This is a genomic window from Micromonospora sp. NBC_01405 (assembly GCF_045040155.1).
GTDB lineage: Bacteria > Actinomycetota > Actinomycetes > Mycobacteriales > Micromonosporaceae > Micromonospora.
This window is the reverse complement of the sequence record NZ_CP109532.1, coordinates 5,523,767-5,537,224: the sequence shown is the minus strand read 5'-3', so window position 1 is coordinate 5,537,224 and position 13,458 is coordinate 5,523,767. Positions and strand designations below refer to the sequence as shown.

The 13,458-nt window shown below is 75.4% G+C and carries 11 protein-coding genes; 7 read left to right on the top strand and 4 right to left on the bottom strand.

What is annotated here, in order from left to right; all coding sequences use genetic code 11:
- Positions 1 to 1,038: a zinc-binding dehydrogenase gene (locus OG559_RS23950; protein WP_405107275.1), complete on the bottom strand. Its 1,038-nt coding sequence runs from the start codon at positions 1,036 to 1,038 to the stop codon at positions 1 to 3.
- Positions 1,039 to 1,177: 139 nt separating this feature from the next.
- On the opposite strand from OG559_RS23950, the gene OG559_RS23945 reads away from it, so the two are divergent.
- The 5 genes from OG559_RS23945 (at position 1,178) to OG559_RS23925 (ending at position 6,982) form a co-directional block, all read left to right on the top strand.
- Positions 1,178 to 2,545: an ABC transporter substrate-binding protein gene (locus OG559_RS23945; protein WP_405107272.1), complete on the top strand. Its 1,368-nt coding sequence runs from the start codon at positions 1,178 to 1,180 to the stop codon at positions 2,543 to 2,545.
- The gene (locus OG559_RS23940) at positions 2,542 to 3,510 is read left to right on the top strand and encodes a carbohydrate ABC transporter permease (protein WP_405107269.1); all 969 of its coding nucleotides are present in this window, start codon (positions 2,542 to 2,544) and stop codon (positions 3,508 to 3,510) included. The genes OG559_RS23945 and OG559_RS23940 overlap by 4 nt, the downstream gene beginning before the upstream one ends.
- Positions 3,510 to 4,376: a carbohydrate ABC transporter permease gene (locus OG559_RS23935; protein ID WP_405107267.1), complete on the top strand. Its 867-nt coding sequence runs from the start codon at positions 3,510 to 3,512 to the stop codon at positions 4,374 to 4,376. The genes OG559_RS23940 and OG559_RS23935 overlap by 1 nt, the downstream gene beginning before the upstream one ends.
- A gap of 214 nt (positions 4,377 to 4,590) precedes the next feature.
- Positions 4,591 to 6,141, top strand: coding sequence for an LPXTG cell wall anchor domain-containing protein (locus OG559_RS23930; protein WP_405107264.1), 1,551 nt, complete (start codon positions 4,591 to 4,593; stop codon positions 6,139 to 6,141).
- A 223-nt stretch (positions 6,142 to 6,364) separates the two neighbouring features.
- Entirely contained in the window at positions 6,365 to 6,982 is a 618-nt protein-coding gene (locus OG559_RS23925; protein ID WP_405107262.1) for a class I SAM-dependent methyltransferase, read from the top strand.
- 150 nt (positions 6,983 to 7,132) lie between these two features.
- On the opposite strand, the gene eccB is transcribed toward OG559_RS23925, so the two are convergent.
- The 3 genes from eccB to OG559_RS23910 all read right to left on the bottom strand — a co-directional run bounded on the left by eccB (position 7,133) and on the right by OG559_RS23910 (position 11,295).
- Positions 7,133 to 8,512 (bottom strand): type VII secretion protein EccB, encoded by a 1,380-nt coding sequence (eccB, locus tag OG559_RS23920; protein ID WP_405107259.1) that lies wholly within the window; start codon positions 8,510 to 8,512, stop codon positions 7,133 to 7,135.
- A 174-nt stretch (positions 8,513 to 8,686) separates the two neighbouring features.
- On the bottom strand, positions 8,687 to 10,405 hold the full coding sequence (locus OG559_RS23915; protein WP_405107256.1) for a hypothetical protein: 1,719 nt from the start codon (positions 10,403 to 10,405) through the stop codon (positions 8,687 to 8,689).
- Positions 10,402 to 11,295, bottom strand: a complete 894-nt coding sequence (locus OG559_RS23910; RefSeq protein ID WP_405107253.1) for an ABC transporter ATP-binding protein — start codon at positions 11,293 to 11,295, stop codon at positions 10,402 to 10,404. The genes OG559_RS23915 and OG559_RS23910 overlap by 4 nt, the downstream gene beginning before the upstream one ends.
- Positions 11,296 to 11,438: 143 nt before the next feature.
- Here OG559_RS23910 and OG559_RS23905 point away from each other — a divergent pair, with 143 nt between their 5' ends.
- Entirely contained in the window at positions 11,439 to 12,803 is a 1,365-nt protein-coding gene (locus tag OG559_RS23905; protein WP_405107250.1) for a sensor domain-containing protein, read from the top strand.
- Complete coding sequence (locus OG559_RS23900; RefSeq protein ID WP_405107247.1) at positions 12,773 to 13,444, top strand: response regulator; 672 nt, start codon at positions 12,773 to 12,775, stop codon at positions 13,442 to 13,444. Before OG559_RS23905 ends, OG559_RS23900 begins: the two co-directional genes overlap by 31 nt.
- Positions 13,445 to 13,458: the final 14 nt, after the last annotated feature.

Sequence of the window (13,458 nt, the reverse complement as noted above, 5' to 3'; positions counted from 1 at the left end):
CTAGAACCTCAGCACCACTTGGAGGACGTCGGAGTCACCGCGGTCGAGCAACGCCAGCGCGTCGGCCACCGCGCCCGCGTCGACGACGTGGCTCACCAGCGGCAGCGGGTCGACGCTGCCCTCGGCCACCAGGTCCATGAAGGTGTGGGCGACCCGGGTCCCGGTCCACCGGCCGGCCAGGCCGGGCGCCGGGTCGGCCCCGGACACCTGGGCCGCCACGAGCTGGATCCGGTTGTGGTGGAACTCCTCGCCGAGTCCCAGCCCGTCGGCGTGCCCCTGGTAGAAGCCGGCCGCCACGACGCGGCCGGCGTGGGCGGTGGCCCGGATCGCCTCGTGCAGCGCCGGGTACGCCCCGGACAGCTCCAGGCAGACGTCGGCGCCCCGGCCGCCGCTCACCCGGCGCAGCGCGACGGCGGCGGACTCGGCGTCCGCGTCGACGACCAGCCGGGCGCCGCAGCGGGTCGCGTGGCCCAGCCGGACGGCCAGCCGGTCCACCGCCACCACCCGGGCCCCGGAGAGGGTGGCCAGCCGGGTGGCGAGCAGCCCGATGACGCCCTGGCCGAAGACGCCGACCCAGTCGCCGAGGTGCAGGTCCGCGGCGATGACGGCGGTGAGCGCGATGGCGCCGGGCCGGGCGAACACGGCGGCGAGCGGGTCGAGCCCGGCGGGCAGCGGGTGGACCGCGTCGGCGCGGACGACCGCCTCGGCGCGGTGGCCCCAGATGCCCCAGACGGTCTGGCCGGGGTGCCGGTCGGCGACGTCGGGGGCCGCCTCGACGATCTCGCCGACCTCCTCGTAGCCGAAGCCGGCCAGCGGATAGGGCACCGGCGCCCGGCGGGGGACGAACATCCGGGTGGCGTCGTCCCAGTCCTTGCTCAGCCGGGGGTTGCTGCCCCGGTAGAGGGTGAGCTCGGTGCCGGCCGAGATGCCGGAGTAGCAGGTGCGGACGCGGACCTGGCCGGGGCCGAGCGGGTCCGGGGCGCAGGGCTCGAGGCTGATCCGTCGAGGCCCGGCGAGTGAGACAACCCAGTTGACCATGAGTCACATCCCGGTAGTACTGGGCTCCATCGTAGAACAAAATATCGGCATATGTCTTGTAATTGATCAATCGAAGGTATTGAATCCGTCATGTACCCCTTCGAGAGGAGTGCCACCGATGCCATCACCCTCGATGCGGATGTTCGCCTCTGCCCTGATCCTGGCAGTAGTCGGCGTCTCCCTGCCCGCCTGCGGCGACGACGAGGCGGGCGACGCCAAGACGCTCACCGTGTGGAGCCTGGAGGACGTGGCCGACCGGGTCACCGCCACCAGGGCGCTCATCGCCGACTTCACCGCCCGGACCGGGACCAGGGTGGACCTGGTCACCGTCAACGAGGACCAGTTCCCGTCCCTGATCGCCACCAGCGCCGCCGCCGGCGACCTGCCCGACGTGATCGGGTCCGTCCCGCTGGCCGGCGTGCGCACCCTGGCCGGCAACGAGCTGCTGCACCCGTCCGCCAACGGCGAGATCGTCGACGCGCTGGGGCGGCAGACCTTCTCCGCCCGGGCCCTGGAGCTCACCGCCGACGGCGGCCGGCAGCTCGCCGTGCCCAGCGACGGGTGGGGGCAGCTCCTCGTCTACCGCAAGGACCTGTTCGCCGCCGCCGGCCTGCCCGTCCCCGACACGTACGAGAAGATCGCCGCCGCCGCGGCGAAGCTGAACACCGGCGGGGTCGCCGGCATCACCGCGGCCACCGCGGCGGGCGACGTGTTCACCCAGCAGACCTTCGAGCACCTGGCCCTGGCCAACAACTGCCAGCTCACCGACGACGCCGGGTCGGTCACGCTGGACTCCCCCGAGTGCGTCGAGGCGTTCCGGTTCTACGGCGACCTGATGCGCACCGCCTCCGTTCCCGGCGCGCAGGACGTGGACACCACCCGGGCGACGTACTTCGCCGGCAGGGCGGCGATGCTGGTCTGGTCGCCGTTCATCCTCGACGAGTTGGCCGGGCTGCGCGACGACGCCCGGCCGACCTGCCCGCAGTGCCAGGCCGACCCGACGTACCTCGCCCGCAACAGCGGCTTCGTCACCGCGATCAAGGGCCCGAACGGCGCCCAGCCCGCCCAGTACGGCGAGATCAGCTCCTGGGCGGTGCTCGACGACGCGGCCGACCCGGCGAAGTCCCTCGTCCAGTTCATGCTCGGCGACGGGTACCCGCGCTGGTTCGGCATGTCCCCCGAGGGCCGGTTCCCGGTGCGCAAGGGCACCGCCGACGACCCGGAGAAATTCCTCACCGCCTGGAACGCCAGCCAGGCCGGCGTGGACCGCAAGCAGCCACTGGCCCAGGTGTACGGCGACGACGTCCTGGCCGCCCTGCGCAGCAGCCCGGACAGCTTCCAACGCTGGGGCCTCACCCAGGGCCAGGGCAAGCTGGTCGGCGCGATCCTCGGCGAACTGCCGGTCCCCAGGGCCCTCGCCGGCGTGGTGTCCGGGAAGTCCGACGCCGCGGCGGCGGCCCGGCGGGCGAAGAAGGACGTCGAGGCGATCAAGGCGGGTGTCAATTGACCACCACCGCGCCCGGCCCGGGCCACTCCCCCGCCCGGGAACGGCCCGGCCGGCCCGCCCGACCAGGCCGCCGCCCGCTCACCCTGCGCCGCCGGGAGTCCCGCGCCGGCCTCGCCCTGGTCGCACCCACCCTGCTCGTCGTCCTGGCGGTGGTCGGCGTCCCGATCGTCTGGACGGTCCTGCTGGCCTTCCAGCGGGTACGCCTGGCCACCCTGCGCAAGACCGGCCTGTTCGGCGAGTTCACCCTGGACAACCTCGACCGGGTGGTGCACACCCCCGGCTTCGCCGGCACGCTGGGGACCACCGTGCTCTACAGCCTCGGCGGCACCACCGGCTCGATCCTGATCGGCCTGGTCGCCGCGCTGGTGGTGCGCCGGCCGTTCCGGGGGCGCACCCTCGTCCGGGCGTCGATGCTGCTGCCGTACGTGGCGCCGGTGGTCGCCGTCTCCTTCGTCTGGCAGGTGATGCTCGATCCGCAGCTCGGCATCGTCAACGACTGGGGGCAGCGGTTCCTGGGCTGGGACGCCCCGATCCCCTTCCTGTCCCAGGACTCCACGGCCCTGTGGACGGTGATCGCGTTCGAGGCGTGGCGGTACTTCCCGTTCGCGTTCCTGTTCCTGCTGGCCCGGCTCCAGGCCGTGCCGGGCGAGCTGGAGGAGGCCGCCCGGGTGGACGGGGCCACCCCCACCCAGCGCTTCCGGCACATCCTGCTGCCCCAGCTCATGCCGGTGATCGCCCTGCTGGGGGTGCTGCGGTTCATCATGACGTTCAACAAGTTCGACGACGTCTACCTGCTCACCGGCGGGGCCGCCGGAACCGAGGTGGTCAGCGTCCGGGTCTACCAGTTCCTCACCGCGCGCACCGACGTCGGCGCGGCAGCGGCGCAGGCGGTCGTGCTGGCCGTGGTGCTGCTCGCCTTCGTCGCGCTGTACCTGCGCTTCTTCGCCGGCCGGGAGGAGTCGTGATGGACCGGGACCGGTTCGAGACGGTGACCCTGCGCTGGCTGCGCCGGGCGGTGATCGCCGGTTTCCTCGTGATCACCCTGGTGCCGTTCTGGTACATGCTGGTGCTCTCGGTGCGCCCCATCGAGCAGGTGCTGCTGCACCCCGGATCGCTGCTGGTGCCGCTGGGCGAGCTCACCGTCGCCACGTACGCCGAGGTGCTCCGGGCCGCCGACGACGGCGGCCAGGGTTTCGCGACCTTCATCCGCAACAGCGGCCTGGTCGCCCTCGCCGCCACCGCGCTCACCCTGGTCGTGGCGATTCCCGGCGCGTACGCGGTCTCCCGGCTGCGGTTCTTCGGCCGCCGGCAGGTCAGCGCGCTGTTCCTGGCGGTCTACCTGTTCCCGTCGATCGTCATCGCGATCCCGCTCTTCGTGGTCTTCACCCGGGCCGGGTTGCGCGGTTCGCTGTTCGGGCTGGTGCTGGTCTACATCTCGCAGACCCTGCCGGTCTCGGTCTACATGCTGAAGAACTACTTCGAGACGATCCCGATCAGCCTGGAGGAGTCCGCCGCGATCGACGGGGCGGGCCGGCTCGGGATCATCCGCCGGGTCAGCCTCCCCCTGGCCGCCCCGTCGATCATGGCGGTCGCGCTCTACGACTTCATGATCGCCTGGAACGAGTACCTGTTCGCCCTGCTCTTCCTCGTCGACAAGCCGGACCGGTGGACGGTGTCGCTCGGGCTGTCGCTGCTCGCCGACGGCGTCGAGGTGCCCAAGACGGTGCTGATGGCCGGCTCGGTGATCCTCACCCTGCCGATCGTGCTCCTGTTCTTCGCCGGCGAGCGGCTGCTCACCGAGGGCCTGACCAGCGGCGCGGAGAAGGGTTGACGGCAATGTCGTGCATCGGGGTTCGGCGGGGGCCCACGGCAGCGGCATCCGTGAGAGCCTTGGCGGTAACCCTGCACCCCGACGTGGCCCGCCGCTTCCCGGCACGCCGTTCGACGCAGGTCTCGCCCGACCCGCTACTCGGCGCTCGTCGTCGCCGGCGCCGCGACTGCTTCCACCGAACTTCATCTGTCGCCCGCAACCGGAGGCATCCGTCATGCACACCCATCGCGCCCGGCGCTGCCTCGCCGGGCTGGCCGTGACCGGCATGATCGTCACGGCGTCCGTCGGCGCCCCCGCCGCCGCCGCGGCGCCGACCGCCGACGTCAAGCTGTACGCCAACAACGTGATCGTTGCCCCCGACGGCCCGCAGAAGTCGGTCGAGCTGCGCCCACTGTCCGACCGGCCCTTCGGCAACTACACCGTGCGGCTGGACCGTAGCGCGGTCGCCGCGTTCGCCGAGGTCACGGTGGCCAGCGACTGGGGGGACTGCACGACGCAGGGCGAGGTCATCACCTGCGAGATGGCCGACGAGGGCGAGCCGACGAGCCTGTTCGACGTCACCGTGAAGGCGCGGGCGGGCGCGGAGATCGGCCAGCAGGGCACGCTGGCGTTCACGCTCACCGCGCCCGATGTGGGCACCGGGACGTACCGCTCCACCGTCGTCGTCGGCGAGGGGGTCGGCCTCGCCACCGAGCGTGAGCTCCCGCTCGACGGCAGGCTCGGTGAGCGGGTCGACGTCCCGCTCACGGTGGCGAACCGGGGCACGAAGACCGTTCGCGGCATGGTGCTGTACCTCTCCGGCTCCTTCGGGTTCACCCCGTCGAAGCGGTACAAGAACTGCAAGTACAGCAGCCTGATCCTCGACGACAGCAGCTTCGCCTGCACCTTCGACGATTCGCTGGCCCCCGGCGAGGCGGTCCGGGTGGACTCGACGTTCGGCGGGACGATCCCGGCCGACGCCTGGGCGCCGAACGTGCACTACAGCTGGGTCGCGTGGTTCACCCCGGCCGACTGGGAAAGGTCCAGTTTGATCAACTCGCTCGGCCACAAGGGCACCGACGAGGCTCTGAAGCTGGTGCCGGTCGGCGGCGCACAGGCCCGTGCACTCGGCCAGACCGACACCGACCCGATGAACAACGAGACCGGGATCACGCTGACTGTCGCCGGTGACAACAACCGTGCCGACGTCGCCGCGGAGGGCGCCACCGTCACCGGTGCGGTCGGCGCCACCGTCCCGATGACCGTCGGCTACCTCAACAACGGCCCCGCGCGCGTCGGGCCCAGCGGCCAGAAGGCGCTCACCATCAACACCACGGTGACCCTCCCCAAGGGTGTCACCGCCGTCGCCGCGTCGAGCTCCTGCGTTGACCCGTCCGAGAAGGAGTGGAAGCCCGGCAAGCCCGGAGCCCGGATCTACTCGTGCTCCGCCCGCGGCACGGTCCCCCGGGGCGAGCGGGTGAAGTTCGAGTTCAAGCTACGGATCGACCGGGCCGGCAGCCAGACCGGCACCGTGCGGCTGCAGGGCTTCACCAGCGGCGGCAGCCCGGCCAAGGACCTGAACCCCGCCAACGACACCGCGAAGATCACGGTCAAGTCGACCGGCGGCACCGGCGGCGATGGCGGTGGCGGTGGCGATGGCGGTGGAACGCTGCCGATCACCGGGGCCGCCACCAGCCTGATCGCCGGCCTCGGCGGCCTGCTGATCGCCGTCGGCGCGGGCGGCTACCTCCTGGCCCGTCGTCGCCGCACTCGTTTCGTCGCCTGATCCGCCTCGGCCGTGTCGATCCCGCTGGCCGCGGGGTTTCCGATCCTCGATCGCGCGGTGGGCCGGCCGGTAACGGCCGGCCCGAGGTCACCTCCCGCCCGTCCTGGTCGCCGCGGACCCACTGGGGGGCCGCCCGGCTCTCTCGCAGCACCGACGGTGACCTTTCCCGCAGCCTCCCCGGGTGGCCGTCCGTGCCACCCCGGACCCCGGCTAGCGTGGGGTCATGGCCAACCCGACCCGCTGGACGACCGACACCGGCCCCGAGCACTCGCAGTGGTACATCGACCGCTTCCGTCGGCTGGCGGCCGAGGGCGCCGACCTGGCCGGGGAGGCCCGGCTGCTCGACGCGCTGGTGCCGCCGGGCTCCCGGATCCTGGACGCCGGCTGCGGCACCGGGCGGCTCGGGGCGGCGCTGGCCGCCCGCGGTCACACGGTGGTGGGCGTGGACGCCGACCCGGCGCTGGTCGAGGCCGCCCGCGCCGACCACCCCGGCCCGCACTGGCTGGTCGGCGACCTCGCCGAGCTGGACCTGGCGGCAGTCGGCGAGCCGGAGCCGTTCGACGCGGCCGTGGTGGCCGGCAACGTGATGGCGTTCGTCGCCCCCGGCACCGAGCCGGAGGTGCTCCGCCGGGTCGCCGCCCACCTGCGCCCGGACGGCGTGGTCGTGGTCGGCTTCGGCACCGACCGGGGTTACCCGCTGGTCGACTTCGACGCCGACGCGGTCGCCGCCGGGCTGCGCCGGGAGCACCGCTTCGCCACCTGGGACCTGCGCCCCTGGCGGGACGACGCCGACTTCGCGGTCACCGTGCTGCGCCGCCCACCCGGCGGCCTGCCCGGCTGACGCCGCGGATCCTGGCAGGCCGACCCCGACGGCGTCCTCCTCGCGGACATCGACTCCGCCTTCAAGGCCGCTGTCGAGGGAATTCCGGGTTGCGAGAGGGCCGGCCCGGACACCCGGGTTGGCCGGAGCCTTGGCCCGGTAGGCCGACGATCAGGCGGGGCCGGCGACGGCGCGGGCGGCGGCCGGGTCGAGCGGGCTGCCGGCGGGCACCAGGCTGACCAGGCCGGCGGGCAGCCGGACGGGCGTCACGTCCCGGTAGCCGAGCACGCCGAGCACCTCCGGGTCGGCCAGCACGTGCCGCCGGCCGAGGTCGGTGACGACGGAGACCGCGCCGCCGGTGGCCCCCGGCGCGGCGGCCGATTCCACGATCGCACCGTGCCCCGGCTCGACCACCACGTGGTCGGCGACCGCCGCCGCGCCCACGGCCTGCGGGCTGCCGCTCAGGTCGGGCACGGCCGCGCCGAGTCGCACGTCGCGGACCTCCCCGTCGTCGCCGACGCCGACGCAGAGCGCTCCGCCGTCCGGGGCGGCCAGCCGGGGCGGGCCGGTCGGCGGGGCGGTCGGCCCGGCCGGCACGAGGTCGGGCTGCTTGGGCAGCGCGGCGAACCGGCCGAGGGTCAGCGCCTCCGGCTCGCCCTGGCCGGTGCGGGCGAGCAGCAGGTTGGCCTGCAACTCGGTGATTCCGGCGAGGCCGTCGGACAGGGCGACGGCGTACTGCCGGCCACCGCCGGAGTTGCGGATCAGGAAGACGTCGCCGACCGCCGCGCCGGACACCTGGGCCGAGGGCCGCCCGAGGCCGGGCAGCTCCGGCGGGGCGAGGTCGGCCCCGGCCGGAATGCTGTCGATCAGGGCGGACGCGGCCGGCACCGCGCGCTGCCGGGTGGCGGCGAGCGCGGCGAGCGACCGGCCGGCGTCCCGCAGCAGGTACCGGCGGGCGTGCCAGACCAGGTGCAGGCCACCGCCGGGGTGCCGGAGCAGAATCGCGTCGTCGCCCGGGGGCCGGCCACCGGTGGCGGCCACCCCGATCAGCACGGCGGAGCGGGGGGCGACCCGCTCCGCCTCGGTGGTGGCGACCGAGCAGACGGTCCACGGGGCGGTCGCCAGGCGGGACCGCTCGGGCAGCGAGTCCGGGGCGTCGGGGATGCCCAGCGGAAGGCCGCGCGGCACCCCCTCGATCGAGCGGCGGGCGACCAGCACGGTCTGCGGGCGCTCGGCGCCGATGATCAGCAGCGCGGAGGCGTAGTTGAGCACCGGGTGCAGCTTCTGGTCGCGGTAGACGAAGCGGGCGCCGGACTCCTTCTCCACGATCACCGCGCCGGCGTCGCGCCACTTGCTGCCGCCGCCGGTGAAGAGCCCGTACAGGGCGAAGCCGCCGAGGGCGATCGCGGCGACCAGCACGCTGGCCAGCCCGGCCCCGGCGAGCCGCCGGAACGGCGACCGCGCCGGGTCCGTCTCCCGCATGACCAGGGCGGCGACCGCCCGCTGGACGGTGAACTGGTACGAGTGAAGCTGGTCCTGCCGCGACGGCATGCGGTTTCCTCCGACGGGTCGGTCGGGGCACAGGATAAACGCTGCGTCGATCCCTCGAAGACCCTCCGTCGCCGACCGGAGGGGCCGGGCCGGTCGTCAGGAATACCGGAGGCCGTCGGCTGACCCACCCCGACCCACCCGCCACCGCCCCGGCGGCGGGTGGGCCCGCCCACCTCAGCGGGTGGTTTCGCGCAGGTGGGCGGCGAGCAGCCCGACGGCCAGCAGCGCGGCGGCGGCTCCGACGAGCGGCAGCGGCGCGGGGCCGGCCGGCAGCCCGTCCTGGCGTACCGCGCCGGTGACGTCGAGCCCGCCGAGCCCGTTCACCGCCGCCCACCACAGCGCCACCCAGCCGACCTGGAACGGGCGCGGGCTGCGGGTGAGCGCGCCGAGCACCAGCGCCCCGGCGGGCAGGAGCAGCACGGCGGCGGCCCACGCGGCGAGCCCCGGACCGTCGCCGGCCAGCACCATCCGCAGCGCCGGCACCCCACCGACGGCAGCGGTCAGCGCCGCGCCCGCCGCCCACTGGGCGACCACCCGACGGTACGGCCGGGGGTGGGCGGCCAGCAGCGGCTCGACGCCCTCGGCGTGTGCCTGGGTGCCGAGCCGGGACCAGACCAGGACCGGCCAGATCCAGGCGGCCAGCAGCAGTCCCCGGGTGGCCACGTCGGCCGGCGCCACGGCGGCCCCGACGGCGAGCGCCGCCACCCCCGCCCACCACCAGCGGGACAGCCCCTGCACCAGCACCCGCAGTTCGCCGGCGAGCAGCCGCCCGGCGGTTGCCCCGGGGCGGGCCGGGGTCCGGGGCCGCCCACCGAACGCGGCGGCCGGGTAGCCCGCCGGCCCGCCGGAACCGGGCACCGCGCCCGGGGCCGCGAACGGGCCCGGGGCGGCGATGCCACCCTGGGTGGAAAACGGGCCCGAGCCGGCGAACGGGCCCGGGGCGGCAGCCACGACGGCGGCAGGGTGCCCGGCGGGGCCCTCGGGGGCGGGCCGGTAGCGGCCACGGGCCGGGTCGAAGCGGGTGAACCAGAGCGCGGGCAGCACCGCCAGGCCGGCGGCCAGCAGCAGGAGCAGCAACCGCGCGGCGACGAACCCGGCGTCCGGGTGCAGGCCGGACCAGTCGAAGACGCGCAGCGGCGCGTCCCGGGCGGTGAGCCCGAGGCTGAACTCCGCGCCCTTCAACGGCACCCCCCGCCCGGCCAGGTCGGCGGCCACGGACGCGGCGACCCGGTGGCTGCCGAGGCCGCCGAGCGGCGCACCGGCGCCCTGCCCGGCGACGACCGCGACCGTCCAGCAGCAGAACCAGACGACGTTGCCGAGCCCGGCGCGCAGCGGCCGGACGGTGCCGAAGAGCACCGCCGCCGCCGCGGTGACCGCCAGCACGGGCAGGGTCAGCAGCAGGAACGGCGACAGCAGCGCCACCGGGTCGAGCGCGCGGGACTCGCCCCGGGCCAGTTGCAGCACCACCGCCGTGCCGGCCAGCACGCCGGTCATCGACGCCAGCACCAGCAGGTTGCTGCCGAACTTCCCGGCGAGGTAGGCCACCCGGGTCAACGGGGTGGCGGCCAGCAGCTCGCCGACGCCGCCGCGCTCGTCGCGTTCGATGCCGTCGCGCAGCACGTAGAAGCCGCCGAGCAGCAGCCACAGGGCCGCCGCGAGGGCGGTGACCGTGCCGGTCCAGGCGCTGTCGTAGCGGCCCCGCCAGCCGCCCGCGTCGAGGATCACCCAGTGGGCGTCGGCGGCGGGCGCGGCGAGCAAACCCAGGCCGATCGCCGCGCCCAGCACCACCAGGTACGCCGGCCGGCGTACCCGCTCCCGCAGGTCGGCCAGGGCCACCGCGCCGGCCGCGTGGGCCTGCCCCGCGAGGCGGGCGGACACCCGGGGGGCGCTCACCGCCACACCGCCGTCGGCGCGGCCGGCTGCGGGGCGTGGATCGCGTCGAGGTACGCGTCCTCCAGGTCGGGGGTGACCGGCACGGCGCCGGGCGCGGGCGGCGCGGCGGCCAGCACCCGGGCGCGTACCCCCGTCGGAGTGCGCAGCGTGCGGGTGAGCACGTGCCCGGCGGCGATTCGGGGGACCTCCTGCGGCGGCAGGTCGACCTCCCACACCCGGCCGACCAGGGGTCGCAGCAGGTCGGCGGTAGCGCCCCGGCGGCGCAGCCGACCGCCGGCCACGATCGCGATGTCCCCGGCCACCGACTCGACGTCGGAGACGATGTGGGTGGAGAGCAGGACCACCCGGTCGGCGGCCAGGTCGCTGAGCAGGTTGCGCAGCCGGACCCGCTCCTCCGGGTCGAGACCGGCGGTCGGCTCGTCGACGACGAGCACCCGGGGGTCGGCGAGCAACGCCTGGGCGATGCCGACCCGCCGCCGCATGCCGCCCGAGTAGCCGCCGAGCGGCCGGCGGGCCGCGTCGGTGAGGTTGACCAGCTCCAGCAGCTCGTCGACCCGGGCCCGCGCCGAGCGCCGGGACAGCCCCTTCACCGCCGCGAGGTACGTCAGGAACTCCCGCCCGCTGAGCTTCGGGTAGCCGGTGAAGTCCTGCGGCAGGTACCCGAGGGTGCGGCGCAGCGCCTCGGGTCGGGCGACCGCGTCCGCCCCGTCGAAGAGCACCCGGCCGCTGCTGGGCCGGGTCACCGTGGCGGCGATCCGCAGCAGCGTCGACTTTCCCGCCCCGTTGGGACCGAGCAGCCCGACGAGCCCCGGCCCCAACCGCAGGGTCAGCCCGTCCACCGCCCGTCGGCCTCCCCGGTACACCTTGCCGACGTCCACCAGTTCCAGCACGATTCGCCCTTCCTCCCCGCCCGGTCCGTTCCGCCTCACAGCGGACCACGCGGCGGCGGGGGCGGGCACTACGCGCAGCCCCCCAGGTCGGGGTGGGGATGGGTATACCTGTCCGCCTCCAGGGCGGGCACTACGGTGGTCCGGTGCCGTCCCTTGAGCCGAGTGCCGCCCCGGCGGCGGAGCCGCGCACCGCCCCGGCGGAGCCGGAGACGGTCCTGGCGGCGCTGACCCGCCCGGGTTTCGCGTTCGGCCGCTGGCCGTGGCGGTCGCTGGCGTACCTGCTCGGCACCGTGCCGGTGGTGCTGGCCGCAGGCGTACCGCTGGGGGTGCTCGCGCTGCCGTGCGCGGCCCTCGCGGCCGGCGGGTCCGGCCCGGCGCGGGCCGGCGCGGCGCTGCTCGCCGTGGCCCTGGCCCTGGCGTGCGGGCCGCTGCTGGCCGCCCCGGTGGCGATGGTCGAGCGGTGGCGGCTGCCGCTGGTCGACGTCCGGCCGGTCCCCCGCCGCCCACCGGCGCAGAGCCCGGGCCACTGGCTGCGTTCCCGATACTCCGATTCGGCGGCCTGGCGGGATTCGGCCGACCTGGCGCTGCTGGTGACCGTCGTCCCGGTGCTCTACGCGGCGGTCGCCGTGGTGCTGCTGCTGATCGGCGTGCTGCTGGCCGCGCCCGCGCTGGTGGCCGGCTCCGACCAGCCGGTGTCGCTCGGCATCGGCACGGCCGCGACGATCGGCCAGGCGGTGCCGTACGCCCTCGTCGGGCTGATCGCGGCCCCGGCCGTGCCCTGGCTGGTGGGGCTGCTGGCCGGCGGGCACGGCGCGCTCACCCGGGCGCTGCTGGCCGCCGGCCCGGACGAGCGGCTGCGGGCCGAGCTGGTCGAGGTGTCCCGGTCCCGGGCCCGGCTCGCCGCCGCGTTCGAGGCGGAGCGGCGACGCATCGAGCGTGACCTGCACGACGGGGCACAGCAGCGGCTGGTCAGCCTGACCCTCCAGCTCGGGCTGGCCCGGCTGGACCTGCCGCCCGACTCCCCGGCGGCGCTCTCCGTGGCCAACGCGCACCGGCAGGCCAAGGAGCTGATGGCGGAGCTGCGGGCGCTGATCCACGACATCCGGCCGCAGGTGCTCACCGACCGCGGCCTGGCCTGCGCCGTGGAGGAGCTGGCCGACCGGGCGGGCGTGCCGGTGACCGTGGACGCGGTGCTGCCCGCCCGGCCGCCCGCGCATCTGGAGGCAACGGCCTGGTTCGTGGTGGCGGAGGCGCTGACCAACGTGGCCCGGCACAGCGGCGCGACCCGGGCCACCGTGCGGCTGCGGCGGCGCGGCGACGCGCTGCTGGTGGAGGTGGGCGACGACGGGCGCGGCGGCGCGGACCCGGCCCGGGGATCCGGGCTGACCGGGCTGGCCGACCGGGTCGCCGTGGCCGACGGCAGAATGTTCCTGTCCAGCCCGATGGGCGGGCCTACCCTGCTATCCGTGGAGCTGCCGTGGACCCCGCACGAACCGCCGTCCGGGTAGTGGTCGCCGAGGACGACGTCCTGCTGCGGGAGGGCCTCGCCGGGCTGCTGGTCCGGTTCGGCTTCGCGGTGCCGGCCGCCGTCGGGGACGCCGACGCGCTCCTCGTGGCGGTCGCGGAGCACCGGCCGGACCTGGTGCTCACCGACGTGCGGATGCCGCCCGGGCACACCGACGAGGGGCTGCGCGCCGCGCTGCGGCTGCGCCGCGAGCACCCCGACCTGGCGGTGGTGGTGCTCAGCCAGCACGTCGAGCACGGCGCCGCCGCCGACCTGCTCGACTCCGGGGCCGGCCGGCGGGTCGGGTACCTGCTCAAGGACCGGGTGGTCGACGTCGAGGAGTTCGCCGGGGCGCTGCGCCGGGTGGTCGACGGCGGCACGGTGGTGGACCCGGAGGTGGTCCGGCAACTCCTGCGCCGGCAGCGCGACCCCCTCGACCGGCTCTCCGCCCGGGAGCGGGAGGTGCTCGCCCTGGTCGCCGAGGGCCGGTCGAATTCGGCGATCGCCCGGGAACTGGTGGTCTCCGAGGCCGCCGTCGGCAAACACGTGGGGAACATCCTCGCCAAGCTGGACCTGCCGCCGACCGACGACGCGAACCGCCGGGTGCTGGCGGTGCTGGCGTACCTGCGGCAGCCCGGCGACTGACGGAGAACGACTGG